Below are 26450 nucleotides of genomic sequence, written 5' to 3' on the forward strand. Positions count from 1 at the left end.
GCGGCGTACTCAGGTCCCCTCTGGGAGACTGGGGCCGTGGCCGAGAAGACGATCCCCCGACCGCGGCAGGTGTCCCTGCTCGGCGGCGTCATCATGGGCGGCTCGCTGTTCGTGCTGCTGCTGACCTTCGACCAGATGGCCTCGCTGGGCTCGATCGAGGCGCAGGAGTCGGCGGCGCGCCTGATCGCCGAGCCGCCGGCGTCCGGGCTCGGGCTGAGCGTCGACGACGTCCAGTCGATCCTGCGGGTCCTGTGCCTGGTGGCCGGCGGCGCGGCCGCGGCGTCCACGATCCTGGGCTGGCAGGTCCTCATGCGGGCGCGCAGCGCGCGGCTGGCGCTGAGCATCCTGGCGCCGGTCCTGCTGGTCGCCGGCCTGTCGACGTCCGGCTTCCTCGCGGCCGTCGTCGTCGCGGCGATCGTGATGCTGTGGCTGCAGCCGGCGCGCGACTGGTTCGCCGGCGTCGCGGCACCGTCGGAGCAGGTCGCGCGCCGCGACCCGTCCAAGCCCGACCCGTTCGGACCCTCGACCCACACCTCGACGTCCTACGTCCCGCCGGCCGAGCGGACGACGCCCGCACCGGCGGCGGTCGACCAGGCGCCCCACGCCCCCCACCACGAGCAGCCCCACCAGCCCGCCCAGCCCGCTCACCAGCCCGCACCCGTGTACGGCGGCCACCGGCAGGCCCCGGCGCCGACGTCCCGCCCGCCCCAGGTGGTGGCCGCGGCCGTCGCGACGATCGTGACCTCGAGCCTCGTGGCGGTCTTCGTCGCGCTCGGCGTGCTGTTCGTGGCCGGTGACCGGACGGCGTTCGAGGACGAGGTCGCCGCCGAGATCGGCTCCAACGCCGCCTACGAGGACCTCGACCCGAGCCTGCTCGCCGACGTCGCCATCGGGATGCTCGTGGTCTTCGCGATCTGGGCCGTCGTCGCGATCGTGCTCGCGGTCCTCACCCTGCGCGGCAGCAACGGCGCCCGCATCACCCTGGTCGTCTCCGCCATCGGGGCCGCCCTGGCCAGCCTGCTGGGGGTCCTGGTCGTCGCGCCGCTGCTCGTCACCGCTGCCTGCGTCGCCGTCGCCGTGCTGCTGCTGCGGCGCGAGTCGGCGGCCTGGTTCACCCGGCGCTGAGCCGGGCCGCGGCCAGCCGCGACGTCGCCTCGGCGATCACCTCGGTGCGCTTGCAGAAGGCCCACCGCACCAGGTGCCGCCCGGCGCCGCGCGGGTCGTCGTGGAAGACCTGCTCCGGGACGGCGACCACGCCGGCCCGCTCGGGCAGCGCCAGGCAGAACGTCAGGCCGTCGTCCCAGCCGAGGTCGCGGACGTCGGAGGTCGCGAAGTAGGTGCCCTGCGGCGTGGTCGTCGGCAGGCCCGCCGCCCGCAGGCCCGCGACGAGCTGGTCGCGCTTGCCCTGCAGCTCGACGGCGAGCGCCGCGGGGAACCCCGGGTGCTCGGTGAGGGCGTGCGCGACGGCCGGCTGCAACGGCGCGCCGGAGGTGAAGGTGAGCCACTGCTTGGCCGCGACCAGGGCGCCCACCAGGTGGGCGGGTCCGCTCGCCCAGCCGACCTTCCAGCCGGTCAGGGAGTAGGACTTCCCGACGCTCGACAGCGTCAGCGTGCGCCCGGCCATCCCGGGCAGGGTCGCGATCGGGGTGTGCACCGCCCCGTCGAAGACGAGGTGCTCGTAGACCTCGTCGGTGATCACGGTGAGGTCGTGCTCGACGGCCAGCGCGGCCACCGCGGCCAGCTCGTCGGCGGTCAGGACGGTGCCGGTCGGGTTGTGCGGGCTGTTGAGCAGCACGAACCGGGTCCGTGGCGTCACCGCGGCCCGCAGCTCGTCGAGGTCGACCCGGAAGTCGGGGGAGCGCAGCGTGACCGGACGGCGTACCCCGCCGGCGACCTGCAGCATCGCGAGGTAGGAGTCGTAGTAGGGCTCGAGGACGACGACCTCGTCGCCGGGCTCGACCAGCCCGAGCAGCGCCGCGGCGATGCCCTCGGTGCAGCCGGTGGTGATCGCGACCTCGGTGTCGGGGTCGAGGTCGAGGCCGTAGTGGCGGCGCTGGTGCTCGGCCACGGCCTGCCGGAGCACGGGGACGCCGGTGCCGGGGGCGTACTGGTTGGCACCGCCGCGCATCGCCGCCACCGCGGCGTCGACGACCTCGCGCGGTCCGTCCTCGTCGGGGAACCCCTGGCCGAGGTTGACCGAGCCGGTGCGGACGGCCAGGGCCGACATCTCGGCGAAGATCGTCGGTAGGATGCCGTGCAGGCGGGACGCGGTCACCTGCTCGACACTAGTCCTGGGACACTGGCCCGGTGACGACCACGGACGACTCCCTCGCTGCCGACATCGACGCCTGCTGCCGCCTGACCGGGGAGTTCACCCTCCGCTCCGGCCAGGTCTCGCACGAGTACTTCGACAAGTACCTCTTCGAGGCCGATCCCCTCCTGCTCGGCCGGGTCGCGCGCGAGATGATCCAGGTGATCCCGCAGGACACCGAGCTGCTCGGCGGCCTCGAGATGGGCGGCATCCCGATCGCCACGGTGGTCAGCTCGATCACCGGCACGCCGGCGCTCTTCGTGCGCAAGGAGGCGAAGACCTACGGCACCTGCAAGCTCGCCGAGGGGCCGCCGTACGCCGGCCGGCGGGTCACGCTCGTCGAGGACGTGATCACCACCGGCGGCGCCGTCCGCGACGCCACCCGGGCGCTGCGCGAGGGCGGCGCCATCGTCGAGGTCGTCGTCTGTGCGATCGACCGCTCGCCGGCGGGTGAGAACCCGCTCGCCGACGTCGGCCTCGAGGTCCGCTCGATCCTCACCAAGGCCGACCTGGACGCCGTCCGGGCCGGCTACCGGGCCTAGGCCTCGGCCTCGGCCGTGCGCGCCTCGGCGTCGGGGTCGTCGCCGCGGCGCAGCTCGCGCCGGTGCTTGACGCCCTCGTAGACCAGGGGCGCCACGGTGAAGACGAGGATCGCGATCATCGCGTAGTCGATGTTGTCGCCGATCGAGGGGAACGTCGCCCCGAGGAAGTAGCCGAGCATGGTGATCGAGCAGACCCAGAGCACCGCCCCGATGGCGCTCCAGGTGAAGAAGCGGCGCCGCTCCATCTGCGTGACCCCGGCGACCACGGTGATGTAGGTGCGGACGAAGGGCACGAAGCGGCCGATGACCAGGGCCTTGTTGCCGTGCTTGTCGAAGAACGCGGTGGTGTTGTCGAAGTACTTGCGCTTGAGGATCCGTCCGTCGCGCTCGTACAGGGGTGGCCCGAGCTTGCGCCCGATCTCGTAGCCCACGACGTTGCCGAGGAAGCCGGCGATGGTCAGCAGCACGAGCGCGACCGCGAGCTCGACGAGCGGTTCGCCCATCCCGAAGATGTGGATCTGCTCGCCGGCGATGAACAGGCCGAGCGCGAAGAGCAGGGTGTCGCCGGGCAGGAACGGGAAGAACAACCCGCACTCCACGAAGACGATGGCGAGGCTGATCCAGATGAGCGTGCCGCCGAAGTTGTCGAGGAGCCACTCGGGCTCCATCCACTTGATCCCCAGCAGCAACGGGACGAGATCGGGGACGGCGGCCAGCAAGCTCACCCCCAAAACCTACCTGTCGTAACGTCGCCCCTGTGCATCCGGCCGACCCTGAGATCCCCCCGAGTCCGGGGGGCGACCAGCGGGCGCCGTACGACCCGATGCCGCACGGACCGGTCGAGGTCGGCGTCGGCCCGTGGCCGGGTCCGTGGCCCGACGGGGCGGGGAGCGAGGTCTACGACCCCGACCTGCTGAGCGCCGGTGACCGGCGCAACGTCGTCGACCGCTACCGCTACTGGAGCGTCGAGGCGATCCGCGCCGACCTCGACGTCCGCCGCCACGGGTTCCACGTGGCGATCGAGAACTGGCAGCACGACTTCAACATCGGCACGATCGTCCGCTCCGCGAACGCGTTCCTCGCCGCGGAGGTGCACATCGTCGGCAACCGCCGCTGGAACCGCCGCGGCGCGATGGTCACCGACCGCTACCAGCACGTGCGGCACCACCCGAGCGCCGACGACCTCGCCGGCTACCTCGCCGACCAGCCGGACGGCGCCGTCCCGGTCTGGGGCATCGACAACCTCCCCGGCTCGGCCCACCTCGAGACGATGCGGTTGCCGCGCCGGGTCTGCTTCCTCTTCGGCCAGGAGGGTCCCGGGCTCTCGGACGCCGCCCGCGAGGTCTGCGCCGGCACCTTCTCGATCGCCCAGTTCGGCTCCACCCGCTCGATCAACGCCTCGGCCGCCGCGGCGATCGCCATGCACTCCTGGGTCCGCGAGCACGCCGACCTGTCCGAGGGCGCCCCCGACACCACCTGGCGGGGCTGACCGGTCAGCTCCCGTTGGGGGCGAGGGCCGCCTGGAGGGCGGCCACCCCGCGGGAGGTGTGGCTCTTGACGGTGCCGGTCGCGACGCCGAGCTCGACCGCCGTCTCCTCGACCGACAGCCCGAGCCAGTGCCGCAGGACGACGGCCCGCCGCTGCATCGGCGGCAGCGCCTGCAGCGCCTCGAACAGCTCGGACCGCTCCTCGACCGGCAGCGGCTCACGAGCGGCGCGGTCGTGCCCGGCGAGCCCGGCCTGCTCCCGGCGCCGCCACGGCCGGCGGTGCTCGTCGATGTCGGCGCGCACGATGATCTGGCGCACGTAGGCCTCCTCGCGGCCGTCGCGGTGCAGCCGGGGCCACGCGACGTACAGCTTGGTGAGGGCGGTCTGCAGGACGTCGTCGGCCCGGTTCCAGTCGCCGCAGACGGCGTAGGCGATCCGGCGCAGGTGCTGCTGGCGGGCGGCGACGAAGTCGGTGAACTCGCGGTCGCGATCGGCCCCGGTCACCGCAGCCCCTCGCCGCTGCCGTACTGGTCGGCGGCGTAGGCGAGGAAGTCGTCGATCGTCGCTCCGCCGACGCTGCCGGCGGTCGGGAGGTACTCCGGCTCCGAGCCACCGATCTCGCGGGCGAGCACGAACCAGCGCATGCCCTCGTAGGTCACCATCGCGACCGCGGTGCGGTCGCCGGGGCCGGCGAAGCTGTCGGGCAGGTCGACCGCGCCCGTCTGCGCCAGGATCTCGACCCCCGCGCGGGGGAGCAGGGTCTCGCCGGCGCCGAAGCGGACCAGGCGCAGACCGGGCTCGCCGGTCTGGAGCGCGACCATGTCGTCGATCCACTGCTGCAGGGTCGCGAAGGACTTCCCGGCCGGGTCCCAGGTCAGGGAGCCGCCGACGGGGTCGTACTCGAGCAGCGCCCAGTAGTCCTCGCCGTCGCGGGAGTACGCGAGGCCGAGCGATCGGTGCGGCAGCACCGACGCCAGCGGGTTCGCGATCCGCTCGGTCACGGTCACGCCGCGCGCCTTGAGCACGGAGCCGTCGGCCTCGAGCCAGACGTCGGAGCCGTGGAGACCGGCCGAGGGCCGGGCCGCCGCGGTGGGCGGCGAGGTCGCCGGTGCGCCCGTCGGGGAGCCCGTCGGGGAGCCCGGCGGGGCGCTCGACGCGCGGGCGGGCGTCGGCGTGCCCGCCACGTCGACCCCGCCCCCGGCGGAGGTGGAGTCGTCGTCGAGGACGGTGTAGGCCGTGCCGAGGACGGCGACCACCGCGACCGCGCCCGCCGCGGTCGTGAGGCGGCGCCGGCGCAGCGCGCGCCGCCCGGCGCGGAGGCGGACGTCGGCCGGGGGCAGCGGCGGGCCGTCCCCGAAGGAGGAGTCGAGGTGGTCGGCGAGGTCGCTCTGCTCGGTCATACCTGGTCTACGGAGCCCGGCCCCTCGGGGTTGTCACGGCGGCGCAGGATCGTCAGGAGGTCGAGCAGCGCGAGCTCGGTGACGGCCTCGCGCGCCGGCAGGTCGGCGAGCAGGTAGGCCCGGCCGAGGACGCCGCGCGGGGCGAAGCCGACCGTGACCGAGACGGTGCTGGCGCCCTCGACGTCCTCGTCGGGACCGACGGCGGCCTCGAGCCGCACCGTGCCGGGGGCGCGGACGTCGGCCTCGAGCAGGAGCCGGCGGGCCCCGTGGTCGGCGCCGGTCACCCGCCAGAACCCGACCCGGTCACCCGGGGCGAGCAGCGGCCGGTCGGGCGGCGGACGACGCAGCCCGGGGCCGAGCGCGAGCCGGTCGATCCAGCGCCGGAAGACGAACGGTGCCGCGTCGACGTACCACTGGCGACCGGCGCGGCCGGACGCGACGACCGACCAGGCGTCGTCGGGGGTGAGCCGGACGGTCGCGTCGCGGCGACTCGTGTGCAGTGTCCGCGCGCGTCGCATGGACCGACCCTACGGGCCGGTAAGCACTAGGGTCCGTGGTGAGACCGACGTCGTTCCGAGGAGCCCACGCATGCCCATCGCCACCCCCGAGAAGTACGCCGAGATGTTGGACACCGCGAAGGCCGGTGCCTACGCCTTCCCGGCCATCAACGTGTCGTCGTCCCAGACGCTCAACGCCGCGCTGGCCGGGTTCGCCGAGGCCGGCAGCGACGGGATCATCCAGGTCTCCACCGGCGGCGCCGACTACCTCTCCGGTCCGACGGTCAAGAACATGGTGTCCGGCTCGCTGGCCTTCGCCGCCTACGCCGCCGAGGTCGCCCAGAGCTACCCCGTCAACATCGCGCTGCACACCGACCACTGCCCGAAGGACAAGCTCGACGGCTTCGTCCGCCCGCTGCTCGACCTGTCGGTCGAGCGGGTCAAGGGCGGCCAGGCGCCGCTGTTCCAGTCGCACATGTGGGACGGCTCGGCCGTGCCGCTCGAGGAGAACCTCTCCATCGCCGCCGAGCTGCTCGAGAAGTGCATCGCCGCGAAGATCATCCTCGAGATCGAGGTCGGGGTCGTCGGCGGCGAGGAGGACGGCGTCGAGGCCGAGATCAACGACAAGCTCTACTCGACCCCCGAGGACGCCATCGCCACCGCCCGGGCCCTCGGCCACGGCGAGCAGGGCTACTACATGACGGCGCTGACCTTCGGCAACGTGCACGGCGTCTACAAGCCCGGCAACGTCAAGCTGCGCCCGTCGGTGCTGCGCGACGCGCAGGCCGCGGTCGTGCAGGAGTTCGGCCTCGAGGAGGGCGCCAAGCCCTTCCACCTCGTCTTCCACGGCGGCTCGGGCTCCTCGGCCGAGGAGATCGCCGAGGCCCTCGACTACGGCGTCGTCAAGATGAACGTCGACACCGACACCCAGTACGCCTTCACCCGGCCGATCGCCGGCCACATGCTCGGCAACTACGACGGCGTCCTGAAGATCGACGGCGAGGTGGGCAACAAGAAGACCTACGACCCGCGGGCCTGGGGCAAGGCCGGGGAGGCCGGCATGGCCGCCCGGGTCGTCGAGGCGTGCGAGCACCTGCGCTCCGCCGGCCGCACGATCTGAGGAAATGCGCGCGCCGCAACCTTGACGCGCGGCCCGAGCAGCACAGGATGGGTGCACACATCACCTGACCTCGGGAGCACCCTTGCGCAAGCTCGCAGTCCTGTCCGTCGCCGCCCTGGTGGCCGGCCTGCTGTCCACCGGCCCGTCCAGGGCCGACGACCCGCCGGGCCGGTCGCCAGGAGCCGGCGCGCCGTCGTCCTCCTCGGCGCCCGCCGCGCGGGTCTCGGCCGACGAGGCACAGGTCGCCCGGGCCCCGCTGCCGGACCTGGCCTGGAAGAAGTGCCCGTTCGCCCGCGAGATCCCGAAGGAGAAGCGGGCGCGCGTCACGTGCGCGACCCCGCGGGTGCCGCTCGACTACGACGACCCGCGGGGCGCCACCACCAAGCTCGGCATCGTCAAGGTGGCCGCCGCCCAGCCCGGACGCCGGATCGGCAGCCTCTTCGTGAACCCGGGCGGGCCGGGCGGCTCGTCGGCGGGCTTCGCCGTCGACGCCGGCGCGACCCTCGGCAAGGACGTCGACGCGCGCTTCGACGTCATCGGCATCGACCCGCGCGGCGTCGGCGGCAGCGGGCGGACGACCTGCCGCGGCACGATCCGCGTCCCCGGCAGCTTCTTCGGCTTCCCCGTCGGCTCGCGCCAGGCCAGGCAGCAGATCCGCTCCGACGACAGTGTCCGGCGCGCCTGCCGCCAGCAGTCCAGCGCGCTGCTCGACCACGCCTCGACCGCCGACGTCGCCCGCGACATGGAGCTGGTCCGCCGGGCCCTGCGCGAGCCGCGCATCTCCTACTACGGCATCTCCTACGGCAGCTACCTCGGCTCCACCTACGCCGCGATGTTCCCCGACAACATCCGGGCGCTCGTCGTCGACGGCGTCCTCGACCCGGTCGCCTGGTCGACCGGTGGTCCCGGCAAGAAGGTGACGCACCCGTTCAGCTACCGCATCGGCAGCGGCAAGGGCGCCTACGAGGCGCTGACCGCGGCCTGGACCGAGTGCGACCGCGTCGGCCCGACGCGCTGCGAGCTCGCCCCGGCCTCGCTGGCCAAGTGGCAGGCGGTCGTCCGTGCGGCGCGCCAGGGTCGCCTGACCCTCGACGGTGAGCCGTGGGTCTACCAGGACATCGTCGGCTTCGGTCTCAGTGCCCTCTACGACCCGTTGGGCCCGCGCTACTTCGCGCCGTTCGTCGCCGAGCTGTACGCCGAGCTGACCGCCGCCGCCCGCGGCACGAGGGACCGCCGGGTCGACGTCTCCCGCGTGGCGAACTTCCGGGTCCTCGCCGACCTGCGCCGGGCCCTCGACGAGCGCGGCCCGTACGCCGCACCGGCCCTGTCCTCGACGACCCTGCCGTCGGCGGCCGCCCGTCCCAGCACGGTCGACCTCGTCTTCCAGGCCGTCACCTGCAGCGACGGCCGCAACCCGCAGTCGCCCGCGGCGTGGGAGCGCTCCGCGAAGCTCGCCGACCGGGTGCAGCCGTGGTTCGGCCGCTCCTGGACCTGGGCCTCCTCGCTGTGCGCCAAGGAGGGTGTCGGTGACGGCTCCGACTCGTTCCGCGGCCCCTGGCAGACGTCGACGTCGTACCCGCTGCTCGTCGTCGGCAACAGCCACGACCCGGCCACGCCGGTGCGCGGCGCCCGGAAGGTGAACTCGCTGTTCCGCGACTCGGTCTTCACGCAGTACGACGCGTGGGGCCACGGCGCCCTCGGCGGCGGGGCCTGCATCAGCCGGACCATGGCCGACTACCTGGTGCACCGCACGCTGCCGCCGGACGGCCGGGTCTGCCCGCCGGCGCGCCCGCTCTACCGGCGCTGAGGCCCACCGCACCCGCTCGACCGCTCCACCGACGCCCCCGCCCGCGACCAGCGGGTGGGGGCGTCGGCCATGATGAGGCCATGAGCTCCTTCGGTGACCTGATGGCCGGCCCCCCGCCCACCCACCTCCCGCCCGACCCGGCGGCCGACGCCCTGAGCGCCGGCACCACCCCGATCGACGCGGTGCGCGCCTTCCCCGCCTCGCCCGTCGCCTGGGCGGCCCTGGCCTCCGAGGCCGTCTCCCAGGACGTCGACGCGGTCACCGTCTACGCCTACGCCCGCGTGGGCTACCACCGCTCGCTCGACATGCTGCGCCGCAACGGCTGGAAGGGTCACGGCCCGGTCCCGTGGGAGCACGAGCCCAACCGCGGCTTCCTGGTCTGCCTCTCCCTGCTCGCCAAGGCCGCCCGGGCCATCGGCGAGGACGACGAGTGGACCCGCTGCTCGGAGTTCCTGCGCGACTCGAGCCCGACGGCGTACGCCGAGCTGCTGGGCTGAGCCTGGGCCTCGCCCGGCCGCCCCGCCCCCCGGGGACGGGGTCCGGGACGTTCTCCACAGGCGCGGCGCAGGGCCGTGCGCGCTGTCGCGGCGCGAGGCACGATCGGCCCCATGAATCCGGGAGTCGTCGCACGCCTCGCCAGCCAGGGAGGTCTCATCCGTCGAGTGGACGCGCTCGACCTCGGGGTCAGCCCCACGACCATCGCCGGCTACCTGAGGCGTCGCGACTGGGTGGTCGCGCACCGCGGCGTCTACGGCGACGCCGAGCTCTGGGACTCGCTCGACCCGTACCGTGGCCAGCCGCTGATGAGGGCCAAGGCCGCCGTCATGGCGATGAAGCGGGGGTGGGTGCTCAGCCACGACTCGGCTGCGCACGCGCTCGGCCTGGAGATGCTCGGCCAGGAACGGTCCTACGCGCACATCACCCGCCCTGGTTTCACGAACGCCTGGACGAAGGGGCACGTCAAGCACCACCTGGCCCGCTACCGCCAGGAGCAGGTCGTCGACGTCGAGGGGCACCCCACGCTCGACAGGGCACGCACCGTCTGCGACGTCGTGCGGGAGCACGGTCTGCGGGCGGGACTCGTGACCGCCGACTCCGCGATGCGAGCGGGGGTCTCGCGCGGGGCACTGTGGGAGGCCGTCGACGTGATGCGGCACTGGCCCCACGTCACCACGGTCCGGCAGGTCATCGGCCTCGCCGACCCGCGTGCGGAGTCCGCTGCGGAGTCACTCGGTCGCGACTTCGTCCTCGGCCTGGGCATCGGCGACGTCGACCTCCAGTTCCCGGTGGCCCTCTCGACCGGATCGGTCGCCTGGTGCGACATGCGGGTGGGCAACCACGTGTTCGAGGTGCACGGCCGCGTCAAGGTGCTGACGCCGGAGCAGGGCGGCGTCACCGACAGCGAGGCCCGCGACGTCGTCTTCGACGAGCGCAAGCGCGAGCGGCTCGTCACCGCCGAGGGCCTCGGCGTGACCAACCTCTACTGGGAGGACTTCTTCGGAGCCGGCCGCGCGCGGGCCGCGGAACGGGCCAGGGCCGACTGGAGGGAGTCGGTCCGCCGGTTCGGTGCAGTGCTGCACCCGCGCCTCGAGCAGGATGCCCGCGAGCTGCGGGAGCGGTTCGGGCGGCGGGACGCCGGGTGACCGGTGCCGGGCGGGTAACTCACCGTTCGGTGCACCTACCCGCCCGAATTCGGGCGGGGAAGTGCTGGTAACGGTGAGTTACCCGCCTCGGGAGCAGGCCGGGCTAGGGGGCGGACGACGCGCCGAGCAGGGTGCGCACCCGGTCGGCACCGAGGGCGAGGAAGAGGGTCGGCAGACGCGGACCGCGCTCGGCGTCGACGAGGAGCTGGTAGAGCAGCCGGAAGAACTCCTTCTGGTCGGCCTTGACCTCGTCGGTCGGCGGGTCGTCGAGACCGAGGCCGCGGCCGAGCTTCGGGACGCCGTACACGAGCGTGGTGATCTCGGCCTGGTCGAAGGTGTCGGGCATCCGGTCGAGCAGCTGGGCCAGCCAGCGCTCCTCGTCCTCCGAGAGGGCGGCGAGACGGGCGGTGTCCGGCTCGGTCCGGACGGTGGTGCGGTCGGCGGCGGGCAGGTCGGCGGTCCAGGTCATCGCCTTCGACAGCCGCGGCTCGAGGTCCGCGACGCCGGCGTGCGGGTAGCCGGAGGCGGCCACGGCCGAGGAGACCAGCGCGGTGGAGCCCGCGGTCACGTCGGCCACCGACGACAGCAGCCGGAACGGCGCGACCACCGCCGAGGTCGGCAGGACCCCGGCCGCGGCCGTCGACACCGAGCGCTCCCACGACAGGGTCGCGACGTCGCGCCTGGTGGCCGCCTTCTTGCCGAGGGCGTCCCACTCGTCGTACAGGCGCACGACCTCGGGACCGAAGTCGATGGTGAAGTTCTGCCGCGGCTGCCGGCGCACGTAGAGCCAGCGCAGCATCGGCGCCTCGAGGATCCGCAGCGCGTCGGCGGCGGTCGGCACACCGCCTCGCGACGACGACATCTTGGTCATCCCGGCGACGCCGACGAACGAGTAGGCCACGAACGACGGCGCGCGCCAGCCGAACACCGGGGCGATCTCCTTGCCGACGGTGAACGACGAGCCGGGCGTCGCGTGGTCGTCGCCGCCGGGCTCGAAGTCGACCTTCTCGAAGGCCCAGCGCATCGGCCAGTCGACCTTCCAGACGAGCTTGCCCTCGTCCTGGGTCGCGAGGTTGGTGACGCCGGTGAAGGCGCACGACGAGCACGTGTAGGTCAGGTCGGTCGTGTCATCGTCGTAGGCGGTGACGGTGACGGTGTCGCGGCCGCACTCGCGGCAGTACGGCTTGTAGGGGAACCGGTCGAGGGCCGCTGCGCCGTCCGGACCGCCGGCCCCACCCGTGCCGCCGGTGTCGTCGGCCTCGGTGGCGGCCGCCTTCGTGCGGAACCGGGCCAGCACGGCCTCGATCTCGTCGCGGTGCCTGACGGCGTGCAGCACCTGCTCGCGGTAGGCGCCGGCGCGGTACATCTCGGTCTGCGAGACCTCCTCCATCTCCACGCCCATCTCGCGCAGCGAGGCGACCAGCGGCTCCTTGTAGTGCTCAGCCCACGACGCGTGGCAGCCGTCGGGGTCGGGGACCGCCGACAGCGGGCGGCCGATGTGGTCGGCCCACGACGGGTCGACGCCGGCCGGCACCTTGCGGAAGCGGTCGAAGTCGTCCCAGCTGTGCAGGTGGCGCACCGGGAGGCCGCGCCGGCGGATCTCCTCGGCCACGAAGTGGACGGTGAGGAACTCGCGCAGGTTGCCCAGGTGGACCGGCCCGGACGGGCTCGCCCCCGAGGCGCAGGTGATCATCTCCGCGCCCTCGCCGGCGTGCCGGATCGCGGCGTCGGCCGCGCGGGTCACCCAGTCGGTGGGGTCGGCGGTCGCGCTGTCGGAGTCCTTGCTTCCTCGTGCCACGCCGCCACGCTAACGAAGTGCCGCCGGCACGGACCGGTCAGGGCAGCAGCATCGAGTACGCCGCCGGCATCAGTCGCCAGGACCGCCGCCGCTCCGGGCCGAAGATCTCCCCGTCGGCGCTGATCCAGAACTCCTCGCCGCTGACGGTCACCTGCTCGCCGCGCAGGTAGTCGACGTCGGCGTGCTCCGGGTGCGATCCGACGCTGAGGCGGGCGGCGTACACGAAGCGCGCGACCGGGCCGGTCGCGCGCGAGATCATCACGTCGACGCGGCCGTCGCCGGGGTCGGCGTCCGGGGTCAGGTCGGTGCCGCCGCCGACGGAGGCGCCGTTGCCGACGGCCACCTGGAGCACCGGGGTGTCGAGGTCGGTGATGACCACCCCGTCGACCTCGACGCGGAGCCGGACCACCGGCGGGTTCCAGGCGGTGATCGCGGCGCCGATCGGGTAGCCGAGCTTGCCGAGGTTGACCTTGCCGACCCCGATGGAGCCGAGCCGGCCCTTCCAGCGGTGGGCGCGGCGGCTGGCGGCGGCGCCGGCCCCGACGTGCACGTTGTTGACGACGACCTGGCCGACCTCGTCGACCAGCAGGTCCATCCGGCGCGGGGTGCCGTCCAGGATCACCCGAGCGGCGTCCTCGACGTCGAGGGGGAGACCGGTGCCGCGGGCGAAGTCGTTGCCGGTGCCGAGGGGCAGCAGCCCGATCGTGTTCTTGCCGAGGTCGTGGCGCCGGTACAGCGCGGCGATGACGGCGTGCAGGCTGCCGTCGCCGCCGGCCACCACGACCGTGCGCGAACCGGCGCGGTGCAGGACACCGTCGAGCTCGCCCGGCTCGGACGTCGCCTCCACCTCGATCGACCGGTGGGGGCGCAGGACGGCGAGCGCGCGCTCCAGGCTCTCCGCGTCGGAGGTGCCGGCCCCGCTGTTGGTGATGACCAGGAGGGGCTCGCTCATGGCGCCATTGTGCTCTGCCGCCCCAGGGCGCCGTCGCCGCCCACGCCGGTGGCCGATCGGGCAGGACCACCGGGTCGGCTCAGGAGCGCCCTGCCGACGATCCAAGGTATCGTGACGCCGCAAGAGGCCCCGGTGCACTTGTGCCGGGACCTTTCGTTTTTCCGACCGACGTCGAACGCGACCGTCGAACAGAGGGGGCACTCCATGCCGGCCATCGCGATCATCGGCGCTCAGTGGGGCGACGAGGGCAAGGGCAAGGCCACCGACCTGCTCGGGAGCCGCGTCGACCACGTGGTGAAGTTCAACGGCGGCAACAACGCCGGTCACACCGTCGTCATCGACATGCCCGACGGCACGAGCGAGAAGTACGCCCTGCACCTGCTGCCCAGCGGCATCCTCTCGCCGAACTGCACCCCGGTGATCGGCAACGGCGTCGTCGTCGACGTGGAGGTCCTCTTCCAGGAGCTCGACGCGCTGAGCGCCCGCGGCGTCGACGTCAGCAAGCTCAAGATTAGCGCCAACGCGCACGTCATCCCGAGCTACAACAAGGCCGTCGACAAGGTCACCGAGCGGTTCCTCGGCTCCCGCCGCCTCGGCACCACCGGACGCGGCATCGGCCCGACGTACGCCGACAAGATGAACCGGATCGGCATCCGGGTCCAGGACCTCTTCGACGAGTCGATCCTGCGCAAGAAGGTCGAGGGCGCCCTCGACCTCAAGGGCCAGGTGCTCACCAAGATCTACAACCGTCGAGCCCCCGCCGTCGACGAGATCGTCGAGGAGCTGCTCGCCTACGTCGAGCGGCTGGCCCCGATGGTCTGCGACACGGGCCTCTTCCTCAACCAGCGCCTCGACGACGGCGACATCGTGCTGCTCGAGGCCGGCCAGGCCACCCTGCTCGACGTCGACCACGGCACCTACCCGTTCGTCACCTCCTCGTCGTGCACGGCGGCCGGCGCCTGCACCGGGTCCGGCATCCCGCCGATGCGCCTCGACCAGGTCGTCGGGATCGTCAAGGCCTACACCACGCGCGTCGGCGAGGGCCCGTTCCCGACCGAGCTGTTCGACGACCACGGCGCGCACCTGTCCAAGGTCGGCGCCGAGTTCGGCGTGACGACCGGTCGCGCCCGCCGCTGCGGCTGGTACGACGCCGTCATCGCCCGCTACGCCGCCCGGGTCAACGGCGTCACCGACTTCGTCCTCACCAAGCTCGACGTGCTCACCGGCTTCGACCAGGTGCCGGTCTGCGTCGCCTACGACGTCGGCGGCGTCCGCCACGACGAGATGCCGGTCAACCAGTCCGACTTCCACCACGCCGTCCCGATCTACGAGTACCTCCCCGGCTGGTGGGAGGACATCTCCGAGTGCCGCACCTTCGAGGAGCTGCCGGCCAACGCCCGGGCTTACGTGGAGGCGGTCGAGGCGATGTCGGGTGCCCGCATCTCGGTGGTCGGCGTCGGCCCGTCGCGCGCGGCCACGATCGTGCGGCACGAGCTGGTCTGAGTCCTCCCGGGATCAGATGAACCCGTTGTTGGCCTCGGGGCCCAGGAGCTTCGGGGACGAGACCGGGATCTTCGCCACGCGCCAGGCGGGCTCGTGGGTGAAGGCCGACGTGCCGTCGCTGAGGAAGACGTTGATCGCCTCCTCGAACTGGGGCGACACGCGGTCGTCGCCGACCCGGACCAGGTCGTCGTCGCCGTCGTTGTCGACGTCGGACAGCGCGAAGCTGGGCAGGCTGAAGCGCGGCCAGGCCCGTTCGCGGAACCACGAGCTGGCCTTGAAAGCGGTCCCGTCCCACTCGAGGACCCCGATCTCCAGCCCCCCGGGGTCCGCGACCGCGACCAGCTCGTCGTTGCCGTCGCCGTCGACGTCGCCGGACATCACCGCCTGGATGCCGAAGTTGGGAATCCCGGTGACGGTGGGCTCGCCCTCCACGGTGAACGCCGCGCCGCCGTCGGAGCGCAGCAGCGTGAGGGTGCCGGCGGTCCGGTCGACGCTGACCAGGTCGTCGACGCCGTCGTCGTCGGCGTCCAGCGGCACCAGCTGACGGTCCGTCAGCGTCCCGCTGAACCAGGTGGTGGGCGCGGCGAAGGCGCCGGTGCCGTCGCCGAGGGCGACGTCGACCTGCCGCTCGGTCTCGGCGACCTGGGTGGACGTCACCAGGTCGGGGTAGCCGTTGCCGTCGACGTCGGCGAGGTTGAACGAGATGTCGAGCACGGAGCTCACGAAGGCGTCGTCGGCCGGGACCGGGACCGGCGAGCGGACCGCGAGCCCGGCGACGACGGCGGCGAGGTTCGGTGGCTCACCGCCGATCCTGACGATGTCGAGGCGGCCGTCGCGATCGATGTCGCCGGACAGGGCGACGTTCTCGTAGCGCTTCCTGACGCGGACGGGACCGGTGAGCCGCTGACCGTCGGACTCGTAGACGCGCAGCGGCTCGGCGGCCTCCACGAGTCCCACGTCGCCGAACCCGTCGCCGTCGAGGTCGCCGGTGACCGGTTCGGGGGTGTCGGGCAGCGGTGCCGGTGACGTCGACTCCGTGGGCGTGCCCGTGGGGGTGCCGGTGGACGTGGGCGGCGCGTCGTCCCCGCCGCCGGTGGTGACCGCCAGCACGGCGCCGGTGCCGCACGCGAGCACGGCGACGGCGGCGGCCGCGCCCCAGACGGCCCGGCGGGAGCGCCGCGGGGTGCTCGCCCCGGCGCGCTGCGCCGAGACGGCGGTCTGCGGTGTGGGCTGCCAGCCGGCGCCGTCGCCGGTCGACGTCAGCACCGGTTCGAGGGCGGACCCGGACGGGGTGAGCCCGGCGAGCGAGCGCAGGTCGTCGCGCAGCGCCGAGGCCGACGGGTAGCGCTCGGTCGGGTCCTTGGCGAGGCTCCGGGCCAGGACCCGGTTCGCGTGCCGGCTGAACTCGTCGTCGCCCGGCAGCTGCGGGACCGGCTCGCCCTGGTGGCCCATCGCGACCTCGACGTCCGACCCGCCGTACGGCGGCCGGCCGGTCAGGGTCTCCCACAGGAGGCACCCGACGGCGTACAGGTCGCTGGCGGCCGATCCCGGGCCGCCGCTGATCCGCTCCGGGGCCAGGTAGTTCCACGTGCCGCTCACCCCACCGGGCTCGGTGAAACCACCGGTGTCGGTGTCGGTCAGGGCGACGCCGAAGTCGCACAGGTAGACGTGCACGCGGTCGAGCCGGTCGTCGCGCAGCAGCACGTTGGCCGGCTTCACGTCACGGTGGATGACCCCGACCCGGTGGGCGTCGGCCATCGCGTCCGCGACCTGGGAGCAGAGCTCCGCGGCCAGCTGCGGCGGCATCGGGCCGTGGGTGCGCAGGAGGTGGCCGAGGTCGCCGCCGGCGGCGTACTGGGTCGCGATGAACGGCACGTCGTCCTCGACACCGTGGTCGAAGATCTGGATGACGTGCGGTGACTCCAGCCGCGCGAGCGCGGCGGCCTCGCGCTGGAACCGCTCCACGAAGGCCGGGGAGTCGGTGAGGTGGCCGAGCACGGTCTTGAGCGCCACGCGCCGACCGAGCCGGCCGTCGGTGGCGAGGTAGACCACTCCCATGCCGCCGACGCCGATGACGCCGTCGATGCGGTAGGGCCCGAAGGACGCGCCGGGGCCGAGCTGGGGGGAGCCGGGGCTCAGTACCATCGTGACTCCTCTACCGGGCGGAGCCCGGAGTCGCGTTCCTCGTCGGGGAAGGCCGTCTTCCACCGGTACCACGTCGCGGTGACGTAGCCGTCCTCCCGCGACTGCGCGACGACGACGCGCCCCGGCCCGCCGGGCCGGGTGCCGTGGAGCAGCACCAGGTCGTCGGCGCCGTCGCCGTCGACGTCGACCACGGCGATCTCCGGCGGCACGGGTGTCAGGAGGGGGTAGCCGAAGCCGCCGGCCATCGGGACCACCTCCAGGGCGCCGTCGGCGGTGAAGTCGTAGGTGCTGACGACGAGGTTGCCGAGGTCGTCGGCGACCACCACGACCTCGTCGTCCCCGTCGCCGTCGACGTCGGCGCCCCGGAGGAAGACCTCGGCGCTCTCCCACTGGTCGGGGAGCGTCGCGGCCTCCGCGAAGCCGCCCTCGCCGTCGCCGAGCCGGACCGACACCGTGGCCGCCCAGGCGGCCGCGGTGTCGTCGAAGTCGGTGGTGGCGGCCATCAGGAGGTCGGCGCGCCGGTCGCCGTCGACGTCGCCGAGCCGGAACCGGGTGGTGAGGACCCGGTCGGCGACGGTGGTGATGGAGACAGGGGTGGCCAGGCTGGTGCCGTCGAACCGGCTCTCCAGGATCTCGACCGACTCCGCCTCCTCGTCGAGCTCGAGGATGTAGAGGTCGTCGATCCCGTCGCCGTCGGTGTCGGCGAGCGCGTAGCCGCGGGTGATGGCGGTGGCGCTGTCCGGCACCTCGACCTCGATGTCGTCGCCGCCGCCGCTGGGCGAGGCGGTGAGGATCGCGGCCGACGTCTCGCTCTCCCGGGTGAACAGGACGGTGTCGGTGATGTCGTCGTCGTCGACGTGACCGATGATTCGCGAGACCCGGGGCCAGCTGGTGCCCGCGGGGGTCACCTCCTCGTCGCTGGCCACCGAGAACGCCGCGCCGTCGGAGCGCCAGCTGATCAGGCTCGCCTGGGTCGGGTCGCCGAACGAGTACGTCGCGCTCAGGTCGCCGAACCCGTCGCCGTCGAGGTCACCGGTGATCGGGCGCTCGGCGGTCTCCACCGGAGCCTCGCCGCCTCCGGACCCGCCGCCGCCCGCCGGGTCGTCGTCCTGGGCCGCACGGAGACCGACGTAGCCGATCCCGGCGACGGCCACGACCCCGGCGACGGCCAGCGCGGCAGCGGTCCGGCGGCGGCTCGTGCGCCGGCCGCCGGGCTGGGCGTGCCGGGTGTGCGCGCCGGGCGGGGTGCCGGGCGGGGTGCCGGGCAGGGCGGCGGCCAGGGCGGCCTCCTGCGGCGACGACGGGAACGACAGGGACTGGTAGGCCGGCGGCGGGGTGCCGGGCGGGACGCTGCCGGGCGGGACGCTGCCGGGCGGGGCGCCGGGGGGTGGGGTGCGCGGCGGACCCGACGGGCGCGGGGTCGACGGCGGGCGCGATCCCGTCGGACCGGTCGGCGTCGGCTCGGCGGGCAGCGGCGGCAGCGGCGCGTCGGCGCCCGGCAGGCCGGCGACCGCGAGGAGCGCGGTGCGCATCCGGTCGGCGTCGGGGAAGCGGTCGGCGGGGTCCTTGGCCATGCTGCGGGCCAGGACGTCGTTCAGCGCGTCGAGCACGGGCGTGCCGCCCGGCAGGCGGCGCACGGGGGCGCGCTGGTGCGCGATGGCGATCTCGATGTCGGTGCCGCGGTACGGCGGCAGGCCGGTCAGGGTGGCCCAGAGCAGGCACCCCAGCGCGTAGAGGTCGGAGGACGGCGTCCCCGGGGCGCCGCGACCGCTCTCGGGGGACAGGTAGCTCCAGGTGCCGGCGACCGCGCCGGGCGCGGTGAGCCCGTCGGAGGCCGTGCGGGCGATCCCGAAGTCGCACAGGTAGACGTGCAGGTCGCCCGGGCTCGCCGCGCGGGCGCCGCGCAGCAGCACGTTGGTGGGCTTGACGTCGCGGTGCACCACGCCGACGCGGTGCGCGTCGTCGAGGGCGTCGGCCACCTGGGCGCACAGCCGGAGCGCGGCCGCCGGCGTCAGCGGGCCGTGCTGCGACAGGTAGGCGCCGAGGTCACCGCCGCCGACGTACTGGGTGGCGATGTAGGGGACGTCGTCGTGGGTGCCGTAGTCGAAGATCGCGATGACGTGGGGCGAGTCGAGGCGCGCCAGGACCGCGGCCTCGCGCTCGAAGCGGCGCAGGAACTCCGCCGAGCCGCCGAGGTCGGCCGAGACGACCTTGAGGGCGACGCGGCGGTCGAGCGAGCTGTCGGTCGCCTCGAAGACGACCCCCATCCCACCCCGGCCGATGACGCCGTCGATGCGGTAGCGACCGAACAGGTCGCCGACAACAGGGAGCGTGGGCACGGGCGCGTCCTTCCCTCATCCGACGTCGCTGAACCCTAGCCGCGGCGGCTCGGTGTCCGACGCCCGCCCGCCCCGGCCCGGGCGGGCGGGCTCGACCTGGCCGCCGGCGTCCACCCCTAGGATCGTCGACCGTGAAGACCCTCGTGATCGGTACCGGTGGCCGCGAGCACGCGCTGGCCCGCTCGCTCTCCCTCGACCCCGACGTGACCGAGGTCCACGCGGCCCCGGGCAACCCGGGCATCGCCGAGGTCGCCACCCTGCACGACGTCGACCCGCTCGACGGGGAGGCGGTCGCCGCGCTGGCCGACGTCCTCGGTGTCGACCTCGTCGTCGTCGGACCCGAGGCGCCGCTCGTCGCCGGGGTGGCCGACGCGGTCGCCGCGCGCGGGATCCCGGTCTTCGGGCCGAGCGGCGCCGCTGCCCGGCTCGAGGGTTCGAAGGCGTTCGCGAAGGACGTGATGGCCGCGGCCGGCGTCCCGACCGCCGCCGCTCGGGTGTGCACCACCGCCGCCGAGGCGGCCGCGGCCCTGGACGAGTTCGGGGCGCCGTACGTCGTGAAGGACGACGGGCTCGCGGCCGGCAAGGGCGTCGTCGTCACCTCCGACCGCGACGAGGCGGTGGCCCACGCCGCGGCCTGCGACCGCGTGGTGATCGAGGAGTACCTCGACGGTCCCGAGGTGTCACTGTTCGCGATCACCGACGGTCGCACCGTCTACCCGCTGCTGCCGGCCCAGGACTTCAAGCGGATCGGCGACGGCGACGCCGGCCCCAACACCGGCGGGATGGGCGCCTACACGCCGCTGCCGTGGGCGCCGGACGGGCTGGTCGCCGAGGTGCTGCGCGACGTCCTGCAGCCGACCGTCGACGAGATGGCCCGCCGCGGCGCGCCCTTCGCCGGTCTCCTGTACGCCGGGCTGGCGCTGACCTCCCGCGGCACCCGGGTCGTGGAGTTCAACGCCCGTTTCGGCGACCCCGAGACCCAGCCGCTGCTCGCCCTCCTCGACTCGCCCCTGCTGCCGCTGCTCCTCGGCGCGGCCACCGGCACGCTCGCCGACGTCCCCCCGCCCGTGTGGAGGGCCGGCGCCGCCGTCGGCGTCGTGATGGCCTCGGCCGGCTACCCCGAGTCGGCCTCGAGGGGCGACGTCATCGTCGGCATCGACGTCGCGGAGTCGCTCGACCGGGTCCACGTCATCCAGGCCGGCACCGCGCTGGCCGGTCCGGCCCTGGTCACCGCGGGCGGTCGTGTGCTCGCCGTCGTCGCGACCGGCGCCTCCGTCGCGGAGGCCCGCGCCACGGCGTACGACGGGGTCGCCGCCGTCCGCTTCGACGGCGCCCAGCACCGCACCGACATCGCCGCCGACGTCTGATCGCGCCGCCCACCGGCCCCGGTTCCGCGGACGACCGCGCTCGGGCGAGAATGGGGGCCGTGACAGTCCCGAACGTCCTGGCCACCCGCTACGCCGGCGCCGACCTCGTGCAGATCTGGTCGCCCGAGCACAAGATCGTGCTCGAGCGGCAGCTGTGGGTCGCCGTCCTCCAGGCCCAGCGCGACCTCGGGATCGAGGTGCCCGACGGCGTCGTCGAGGCCTATGAGGCGGTCGTCGCCCGCGGCGAGGACGGCGTCGACCTGGCCTCGATCGCCGCGCGGGAGCGGGTCACCCGCCACGACGTGAAGGCGCGCATCGAGGAGTTCAGCGCGCTGGCCGGCCACGAGCACATCCACAAGGGCATGACCTCGCGCGACCTCACCGAGAACGTCGAGCAGCTGCAGGTCAGGCAGTCCCTCGAGCTGCTGCGCGACCGCACCGTCGCCGCCCTGGCCCGGCTCGCCCGCCTGGCCACGGAGCACGAGACCACCGTGATGGCCGGCCGCAGCCACAACGTCGCCGCGCAGGCCACGACGCTCGGCAAGCGGTTCGCGAGCGTCGCCGACGAGATGCTGACCGGGCTCGAGCGGGTCGAGGAGCTGCTCGCCCGCTACCCGCTGCGCGGCATCAAGGGTCCGATGGGCACCGCCCAGGACATGCTCGACCTCCTCGACGGCGACGCGTCCCGGTTCGACGAGCTCGAGCAGCGCGTGGCGCGGCACCTCGGCTTCGAGCGGGTGCTCACCAGCGTCGGACAGGTCTACCCCCGCAGCCTCGACTTCGACGTCCTGTCGGCCGTCGTCCAGCTCGTCGCCGGACCGTCCAACCTCGCCACCACGATCCGGCTGATGGCCGGCAACGAGATCGTCACCGAGGGCTTCAAGGAGGGTCAGGTCGGCTCCTCGGCGATGCCGCACAAGATGAACACCCGCTCCTGCGAGCGGGTCAACGGCCTCGCCGTCGTCACCCGCGGCTACCTCTCGATGGTCGGCGAGCTCGCCGGTGACCAGTGGAACGAGGGCGACGTGTCGTGCTCGGTGGTCCGCCGGGTCGCGCTCCCGGACGCGTTCTTCGCCGCCGACGGCCTCTTCCAGACCTTCCTCACCGTGCTCGACGAGTTCGGCGCCTTCCCCGCGGTCATCCAGCGCGAGCTCGACCGCTACCTGCCCTACCTCGCGACCACCAAGGTCCTGATGGCCGCGGTCCGCAACGGCGTCGGCCGCGAGGCCGCCCACGAGGCGATCAAGGAGGCGGCGGTCGGCACCGCGCTGGCGGTGCGCCAGGGCCAGGCCGAGAACGACGTCTTCGCCAAGCTCGCCGCCGACCCGCGCCTCGGGCTCACGGCCGCCCAGCTCGACAGCCTGGTCGCCGACCCGATCACGTTCACCGGCGCCGCCGTGCAGCAGACCCAGGGCGTCGTGCGCCGGGTGGCCCAGGTCGCCGAGCGGCTCCCGGCGGCGGCGGCGTACGCACCCGGCGCGATCTTGTAGGAGTCGGCGGCAACGGGCGGCAACGGGCTGGCCGGCATCGAGACCGCCTCCGGCGCGTCGATGCCGGCGGGGGCCGAGACGCCCACCACCACCGAGCTCGAGCGCTACGGCATCGGCGCCGACGTCGCCGGCGGCTACGCCTGCGCCTGGATCACGGCCTACGTCGACGGCGACGCCGCCGCGCGCGACGAGGCGGTCCGGGTCCTCGCGACCGCACGGCAGTGGCCGGTCCTGCTCGAGATGCGCGACGAGGGCGGGTACGTCCAGGTGCTGTGGCAGGTCGCGCGCGAGGTCGCGCAGGGCACGGTGCCGCCCGAGTGGCGCGAGGGCATCGGCTGCTGAGGTCGCCTCGGAGCGGCGGGTGTGACCGACGGCTCCCCGGCGTCCGCTGCCCGGTACGCCGGGGGGCGCGCGACCATGGGGACATGGACGCACCGGTCACCGTCGCGATCACCCGCCAGCTCCCGGCCGGTCACGAGGCCGAGATGATGAGCTGGCTCAACGCCGGCATCAACCTCGCCGAGAAGTTCCCCGGCTTCCTGGGGGCGGGGTGGGTGCGTCCGGAGGCCGCCTCGGAGAGCTGGCACATGCTCTACCGCTTCGCCGACCAGCAGTCGCTCGACCAGTGGGAGCACTCCCCGCAGCGGCAGTGGTGGCGCTCGGCGGCCGGCGGGCTCGGTGTCGTCGAGTCGCGGGTCGAGAAGCGGACCGGCATCGAGGGCTGGTTCGACGTCCCGTCCTCGACGGTGCTCGAGTCCGGCGAGCCGGCGACCGCGCCCGCGCCGCCGCCGCGCTGGAAGCAGGCGAGCGTGATCTTCCTGGTGTTCTTCCCGCTCAGCGTGGTGGCCAACTGGCTCTCGCGGGAGTACCTCGCCGACGTCGTCCTGCCCCTGCGGGTGCTCGCGACGGTGCTGGCGATGACGCCGATCATGACCTACCTCGCGCTGCCCTGGATCACCCGTCGTCTGCAGTGGTGGCTCCAGGGGGAGCCGCCGCCGTGGCGCGGGTGACCACCGCCGCGACGAGCGCGAGCGACAGGACGCCGACCGCGGTGAGCAGCGCGGCGCGCAGCCCGCTGATCTGGAACACCGTCATCAGCAGCGCCGCGCCCAGGGCCGAGCCCAGCCGCTGACCGGTCTGGACGGCGCCGCCGGCCGCCCCGCCCATCCGCGGCGGGACGTCGGCGAGGGTCAGGGTCAGGTTGGGCGAGACCACGGCGCCACCGCCGAGCCCGGCGACCAGGAGCGCGGGGAGCAGCGCCCACCACAGGTCGCCGTCGGCGCGGCCGGGCACCAGCAGCGCCACCAGCAGGACGCCGGTGCCCATCACGACGAGGGCGTCGACGGTGAGGCGCCGGCCGACGCGGGTCACGACGCGGCCGGCCAGCAGGGACGAGACGGCGGAGCCGAGGGCGAACGGCGTCAGCAGCAGCCCGGCGTGCAGCGGGGAGAAGTCGCGGTCGTCCTGCAGAAAGACCGAGAGCACGAGCAGGACACCGGTGAAGCCCGTGAAGTAGAGCGTCCCGACGGTGAGCCCGCCGGCGTACCCCGGGGTGCGGCGGAGCAGCGCGACGTCGAGGAGGGGCGCGCGCTCGAGCCGGCGCAGCCGGTGCTCCCACTGCACGAAGGCGACCAGCAGCACGGGGACGAGCACGAGCAGCAGCAGGGGGAGGCGCGCGCCGCCCTCCAGGCTGACGATCGGGTAGAGCAGGCACAGGACGGCGGCGCCGAGGAGCACGGCGCCGACGACGTCGATCCGCTCCCGGTCGGTCGCGCCGCCCTCGGCGTCCCGGCCCGGCACCAGGCGGAGGATGCCGACCAGCGCCACCAGGCCGATCGGCACGTTGACCAGGAACAGCCAGCGCCAGCCGTCGTCCTCGCCGGCCAGCGCGATGATCGCGCCGCCCAGGACGGGGCCGGTCGCCGACGCCAACGACACGGTGAGCCCGAAGACGCCGAAGGCCCGGCCGCGCTCGGCGCCGCGGAAGAGCACCTGGATGAGCCCGGAGTTCTGCGGCGTGAGCAGCCCGGCCGAGGCGCCCTGGAGCAACCGGGCCGCGACCACGAGCTCGGCGTTCGGGGCGATGCCGCCCGCGGCGCTCGACACCACGAAGGCGATCAGCCCGATCACCATCAGCCGGCGGCGGCCGTAGGCGTCGCCGAGCCGGCCACCGGCGACGAGGGTCAGTCCGAACGCGAGCGCGTAGCCCGACACCACCCACTGGATGGTGGCCGCCGACGTCGCGAGGCCCTCCTGCATCGAGGGGATGGCGACGTTGACGATGGTGACGTCGAGCAGCGACATGAAGCCGACCACCAGGGAGACGCCGAGGATCCGCCAGCGGCGCGGGTCCGGGTGGTAGGCGTCGTCGGGCTCGTGGCCGGCGGGTGCGTGGCCGGAGGGTGCGTGGGCGGGCTCGCGGTCGGCGGGCTCGGGCTCGTGGTGGTCGGCGGGCACCCGACCACCCTCGCGCACGTGGACAGCGACCGGGAGCGCTCGGCAGGGTGGTGCCCATGAGCCGAGCCGTCGACCTCACCGTGACCGGCCGCGTCCAGGGCGTGGCCTTCCGCTACAGCGCCGCGGCCGAGGCCGCCCGGCTCGGCGTCACCGGGTGGGTGCGCAACGAGCCCGACGGTGCCGTCGCCGCCCACGTGGAGGGCGCCGACGAGGCCGTCGGGGCGATGGTCGCCTGGTGCCGCACCGGCCCGCCGTCGGCGCGGGTCGCGCACGTCGACGTGGCGGAGGCGGAGGTCACCGGGGCGACGTCGTTCGAGGTGACCGGCTGAGCCGGGCGGAGGGACGCGCGTCAGGCGCGGGCGTCGCCGCCCCAGTTGGCGAGCTTGGTCGCGACGGTGTGGAGGTCCGCGCGCCAGACGTCCTCGGGGCCGGGCGGGAGGATCTCGTCCCACTCGTTGGCCGTCGAACCGAGGACGTTCGTGAGCCGGGCGGTGCGGGCGAAGAACCACTGGTGGAAGTGCGAGCCGCCGTCGCCCCAGCGGTTCACGTGCACGCGGCCGATCTCGGGGAGGTTCTCGATGATCCGCACCAGGCGGTTGGTGATGCGGCCCAGCTGTGAGGCCTGGTCGTCGTCGAGGTTGCCCATGTCGAGGTGCTCGCGGGTGTGCAGGGTGAGCACCAGGGGCATCCCGCTCGGGGCGCCGTGGTGGGTCAGCACCCAGACCTCGTCCTCCCAGACGACGCGCTCGGGATCGAAGCCGACCGCACACGCGCCGCACGGCTTCTCGTCGGACTCGCCCCACCGCGGGGGCTCGTCGGCCGGGGCGGCGAGGGTGCGCGGCACGATCGCGCCGTCGACCGTCGTCCACGGGAAGATGTCCCAGGCGCCGAGCGGCGGCATCGGGAGGTGGCCGTCGGCACCGACAGCGGCGACGACCCGGGCGTAGACCTCTTCTGCTGACTCCGGCATGCCGCAAGCCTGCCACTGCGCTCCGGGCGGCCGGCCGCGAGGGTCATCCCTGATGACGGCGCCCGCGGCCGCTGCCACGGTGGGGGACATGACCCGTCTCCCGGCAGCCCCCGTCCGCCGTCCCCTCACCCGTCGCGCCGCAGCGGCCGCGGCAACGGTCGTGCTCGGCCTCGGGGGTGTGCTCGCGACGGCCGGCCCGGCGTCCGCGGTGACGCAGGCCGACGCGCAGGCACAGCTCCAGGCGGCCGGCATCCACGCCTCGTCGTCCGGTGGCTGCACGACGCAGGGCAACCCGACCTGCACGTCGTACTCGGGGATCCGGCAGGCCACGATCGACGGCGCGAGGACGCTCAGGAGCGCCAGCGGCTGCGCCCTCACGGTCACGGGAGGCACCGAGGTCGGGCACGCCGGCGGCACCTACAGCCACGAGGCCGGCTACAAGCTCGACTTCTCCCGCACGACGTGCCTGACGAGCTGGATCCACGCCACCTACACCTACACCGGCGTGCGCGGTGACGGCGCTGCGCTCTACGAGGCCGGGTCGGGCAACGTGTACGCCGACGAGGGCAACCACTGGGACGTCACGTTCTACTCGTGCGGCTGCTGATCCGCGCCGACTGAT

The 26450-nt window shown here is 74.0% G+C and carries 25 protein-coding genes; 14 read left to right on the forward strand and 11 right to left on the reverse strand.

The window, feature by feature from the left end; genetic code table 11:
• Nucleotides 1-36: 36 nt before the first annotated feature.
• On the forward strand, nt 37-1125 hold the full coding sequence (locus E4623_RS10960; protein ID WP_134766590.1) for a proline-rich domain-containing protein: 1089 nt from the start codon (nt 37-39) through the stop codon (nt 1123-1125).
• On the opposite strand, the gene E4623_RS10965 is transcribed toward E4623_RS10960, so the two are convergent.
• Nucleotides 1112-2275, reverse strand: coding sequence for a pyridoxal phosphate-dependent aminotransferase (locus E4623_RS10965; RefSeq protein ID WP_134766591.1), 1164 nt, complete (start codon nt 2273-2275; stop codon nt 1112-1114). The genes E4623_RS10960 and E4623_RS10965 overlap by 14 nt on opposite strands.
• Before the next feature lie 32 nt (nt 2276-2307).
• Between E4623_RS10965 and pyrE the strand changes: the two genes are divergently transcribed.
• Complete coding sequence (gene pyrE, locus E4623_RS10970) at nt 2308-2853, forward strand: orotate phosphoribosyltransferase (protein WP_209020631.1); 546 nt, start codon at nt 2308-2310, stop codon at nt 2851-2853.
• On the opposite strand, the gene E4623_RS10975 is transcribed toward pyrE, so the two are convergent.
• Nucleotides 2850-3578, reverse strand: a complete 729-nt coding sequence (locus E4623_RS10975; RefSeq protein WP_245155026.1) for a VTT domain-containing protein — start codon at nt 3576-3578, stop codon at nt 2850-2852. The genes pyrE and E4623_RS10975 overlap by 4 nt on opposite strands.
• A gap of 98 nt (nt 3579-3676) precedes the next feature.
• Here E4623_RS10975 and E4623_RS10980 point away from each other — a divergent pair, with 98 nt between their 5' ends.
• On the forward strand, nt 3677-4342 hold the full coding sequence (locus E4623_RS10980) for a TrmH family RNA methyltransferase (RefSeq protein ID WP_134766592.1): 666 nt from the start codon (nt 3677-3679) through the stop codon (nt 4340-4342).
• Between the two features lie 4 nt (nt 4343-4346).
• On the opposite strand, the gene E4623_RS10985 is transcribed toward E4623_RS10980, so the two are convergent.
• Genes E4623_RS10985 through E4623_RS10995 form a run of 3 tightly spaced genes read right to left on the reverse strand, consistent with a single transcriptional unit; the run spans nt 4347 to nt 6258 of the window.
• A complete protein-coding gene (locus tag E4623_RS10985; protein WP_134766593.1) occupies nt 4347-4844 on the reverse strand; it encodes a SigE family RNA polymerase sigma factor in 498 nt (165 codons plus the stop codon).
• Entirely contained in the window at nt 4841-5740 is a 900-nt protein-coding gene (locus tag E4623_RS10990; RefSeq protein ID WP_134766594.1) for a hypothetical protein, read from the reverse strand. Before E4623_RS10990 ends, E4623_RS10985 begins: the two co-directional genes overlap by 4 nt.
• Nucleotides 5737-6258: a DUF2867 domain-containing protein gene (locus tag E4623_RS10995; protein WP_134766595.1), complete on the reverse strand. Its 522-nt coding sequence runs from the start codon at nt 6256-6258 to the stop codon at nt 5737-5739. The genes E4623_RS10990 and E4623_RS10995 overlap by 4 nt, the downstream gene beginning before the upstream one ends.
• A gap of 70 nt (nt 6259-6328) precedes the next feature.
• Between E4623_RS10995 and fbaA the strand changes: the two genes are divergently transcribed.
• The 4 genes from fbaA to E4623_RS11015 all read left to right on the forward strand — a co-directional run bounded on the left by fbaA (nt 6329) and on the right by E4623_RS11015 (nt 10807).
• The gene (gene fbaA / locus E4623_RS11000) at nt 6329-7357 is read left to right on the forward strand and encodes a class II fructose-bisphosphate aldolase (protein ID WP_134766596.1); all 1029 of its coding nucleotides are present in this window, start codon (nt 6329-6331) and stop codon (nt 7355-7357) included.
• 82 nt (nt 7358-7439) lie between these two features.
• Complete coding sequence (locus E4623_RS11005) at nt 7440-9164, forward strand: alpha/beta hydrolase (protein WP_134766597.1); 1725 nt, start codon at nt 7440-7442, stop codon at nt 9162-9164.
• A gap of 80 nt (nt 9165-9244) precedes the next feature.
• Nucleotides 9245-9661 (forward strand): DUF3151 domain-containing protein, encoded by a 417-nt coding sequence (locus E4623_RS11010; protein ID WP_134766598.1) that lies wholly within the window; start codon nt 9245-9247, stop codon nt 9659-9661.
• 165 nt (nt 9662-9826) lie between these two features.
• Nucleotides 9827-10807, forward strand: a complete 981-nt coding sequence (locus E4623_RS11015) for a hypothetical protein (RefSeq protein WP_134766599.1) — start codon at nt 9827-9829, stop codon at nt 10805-10807.
• 103 nt (nt 10808-10910) lie between these two features.
• Here E4623_RS11015 and lysS read toward each other — a convergent pair whose 3' ends face one another.
• Together lysS and E4623_RS11025 are read right to left on the reverse strand one after the other, a co-directional pair.
• Nucleotides 10911-12605, reverse strand: a complete 1695-nt coding sequence (lysS, locus tag E4623_RS11020) for a lysine--tRNA ligase (RefSeq protein WP_134766600.1) — start codon at nt 12603-12605, stop codon at nt 10911-10913.
• A 37-nt stretch (nt 12606-12642) separates the two neighbouring features.
• On the reverse strand, nt 12643-13557 hold the full coding sequence (locus E4623_RS11025; RefSeq protein WP_134766601.1) for a diacylglycerol kinase family protein: 915 nt from the start codon (nt 13555-13557) through the stop codon (nt 12643-12645).
• 204 nt (nt 13558-13761) lie between these two features.
• Here E4623_RS11025 and E4623_RS11030 point away from each other — a divergent pair, with 204 nt between their 5' ends.
• On the forward strand, nt 13762-15060 hold the full coding sequence (locus E4623_RS11030; protein WP_134766602.1) for an adenylosuccinate synthase: 1299 nt from the start codon (nt 13762-13764) through the stop codon (nt 15058-15060).
• Between the two features lie 12 nt (nt 15061-15072).
• Here the strand turns inward: E4623_RS11030 and E4623_RS11035 are convergent, their stop codons facing one another.
• Together E4623_RS11035 and E4623_RS11040 are read right to left on the reverse strand one after the other, a co-directional pair.
• Nucleotides 15073-17205, reverse strand: a complete 2133-nt coding sequence (locus tag E4623_RS11035; protein ID WP_134766603.1) for a serine/threonine-protein kinase — start codon at nt 17203-17205, stop codon at nt 15073-15075.
• Complete coding sequence (locus tag E4623_RS11040; RefSeq protein ID WP_134766604.1) at nt 17196-19544, reverse strand: serine/threonine-protein kinase; 2349 nt, start codon at nt 19542-19544, stop codon at nt 17196-17198. Before E4623_RS11040 ends, E4623_RS11035 begins: the two co-directional genes overlap by 10 nt.
• A 131-nt stretch (nt 19545-19675) precedes the next feature.
• Here E4623_RS11040 and purD point away from each other — a divergent pair, with 131 nt between their 5' ends.
• The 4 genes from purD to E4623_RS11055 all read left to right on the forward strand — a co-directional run bounded on the left by purD (nt 19676) and on the right by E4623_RS11055 (nt 23411).
• A complete protein-coding gene (gene purD / locus E4623_RS11045; protein WP_134766605.1) occupies nt 19676-20911 on the forward strand; it encodes a phosphoribosylamine--glycine ligase in 1236 nt (411 codons plus the stop codon).
• A 50-nt stretch (nt 20912-20961) separates the two neighbouring features.
• On the forward strand, nt 20962-22401 hold the full coding sequence (purB, locus tag E4623_RS11050; protein WP_134766606.1) for an adenylosuccinate lyase: 1440 nt from the start codon (nt 20962-20964) through the stop codon (nt 22399-22401).
• 60 nt (nt 22402-22461) lie between these two features.
• Nucleotides 22462-22743: a hypothetical protein gene (locus tag E4623_RS22605; protein WP_167736577.1), complete on the forward strand. Its 282-nt coding sequence runs from the start codon at nt 22462-22464 to the stop codon at nt 22741-22743.
• An 83-nt stretch (nt 22744-22826) separates the two neighbouring features.
• On the forward strand, nt 22827-23411 hold the full coding sequence (locus E4623_RS11055; RefSeq protein ID WP_134766607.1) for an antibiotic biosynthesis monooxygenase: 585 nt from the start codon (nt 22827-22829) through the stop codon (nt 23409-23411).
• Here the strand turns inward: E4623_RS11055 and E4623_RS11060 are convergent.
• Entirely contained in the window at nt 23356-24858 is a 1503-nt protein-coding gene (locus tag E4623_RS11060) for an MFS transporter (protein WP_245155027.1), read from the reverse strand. The genes E4623_RS11055 and E4623_RS11060 overlap by 56 nt on opposite strands.
• A gap of 56 nt (nt 24859-24914) precedes the next feature.
• On the opposite strand from E4623_RS11060, the gene E4623_RS11065 reads away from it, so the two are divergent.
• A complete protein-coding gene (locus E4623_RS11065) occupies nt 24915-25187 on the forward strand; it encodes an acylphosphatase (RefSeq protein ID WP_134766608.1) in 273 nt (90 codons plus the stop codon).
• 20 nt (nt 25188-25207) lie between these two features.
• Here the strand turns inward: E4623_RS11065 and E4623_RS11070 are convergent, their stop codons facing one another.
• A complete protein-coding gene (locus tag E4623_RS11070; RefSeq protein ID WP_134766609.1) occupies nt 25208-25828 on the reverse strand; it encodes a hypothetical protein in 621 nt (206 codons plus the stop codon).
• A gap of 88 nt (nt 25829-25916) precedes the next feature.
• On the opposite strand from E4623_RS11070, the gene E4623_RS11075 reads away from it, so the two are divergent.
• On the forward strand, nt 25917-26435 hold the full coding sequence (locus tag E4623_RS11075; protein ID WP_209020632.1) for a hypothetical protein: 519 nt from the start codon (nt 25917-25919) through the stop codon (nt 26433-26435).
• The last annotated feature ends 15 nt before the right edge of the window (nt 26436-26450 follow it).

The organism is Nocardioides sp. 1609, from assembly GCF_004522105.1.
GTDB lineage: Bacteria > Actinomycetota > Actinomycetes > Propionibacteriales > Nocardioidaceae > Nocardioides.

Bases quoted from the DNA above. Each gene is read 5' to 3' on its own strand.
- E4623_RS11025 (WP_134766601.1), bottom strand. From the start codon at position 13,557: ATGAGCGAGCCCCTCCTGGTCATCACCAACAGCGGGGCCGGCACCTCC.
- E4623_RS11055 (WP_134766607.1), top strand. From the start codon at position 22,827: ATGGACGCACCGGTCACCGTCGCGATCACCCGCCAGCTCCCGGCCGGT.
- E4623_RS11075 (WP_209020632.1), top strand. From the start codon at position 25,917: ATGACCCGTCTCCCGGCAGCCCCCGTCCGCCGTCCCCTCACCCGTCGC.
- E4623_RS11070 (WP_134766609.1), bottom strand. From the start codon at position 25,828: ATGCCGGAGTCAGCAGAAGAGGTCTACGCCCGGGTCGTCGCCGCTGTC.
- E4623_RS10990 (WP_134766594.1), bottom strand. From the start codon at position 5,740: ATGACCGAGCAGAGCGACCTCGCCGACCACCTCGACTCCTCCTTCGGG.
- E4623_RS11010 (WP_134766598.1), top strand. From the start codon at position 9,245: ATGAGCTCCTTCGGTGACCTGATGGCCGGCCCCCCGCCCACCCACCTC.
- fbaA (WP_134766596.1), top strand. From the start codon at position 6,329: ATGCCCATCGCCACCCCCGAGAAGTACGCCGAGATGTTGGACACCGCG.
- purB (WP_134766606.1), top strand. From the start codon at position 20,962: ATGGGGGCCGTGACAGTCCCGAACGTCCTGGCCACCCGCTACGCCGGC.
- E4623_RS11030 (WP_134766602.1), top strand. From the start codon at position 13,762: ATGCCGGCCATCGCGATCATCGGCGCTCAGTGGGGCGACGAGGGCAAG.
- E4623_RS11065 (WP_134766608.1), top strand. From the start codon at position 24,915: ATGAGCCGAGCCGTCGACCTCACCGTGACCGGCCGCGTCCAGGGCGTG.
- E4623_RS11035 (WP_134766603.1), bottom strand. From the start codon at position 17,205: ATGGTACTGAGCCCCGGCTCCCCCCAGCTCGGCCCCGGCGCGTCCTTC.
- E4623_RS22605 (WP_167736577.1), top strand. From the start codon at position 22,462: ATGCCGGCGGGGGCCGAGACGCCCACCACCACCGAGCTCGAGCGCTAC.
- E4623_RS10980 (WP_134766592.1), top strand. From the start codon at position 3,677: ATGCCGCACGGACCGGTCGAGGTCGGCGTCGGCCCGTGGCCGGGTCCG.
- E4623_RS10995 (WP_134766595.1), bottom strand. From the start codon at position 6,258: ATGCGACGCGCGCGGACACTGCACACGAGTCGCCGCGACGCGACCGTC.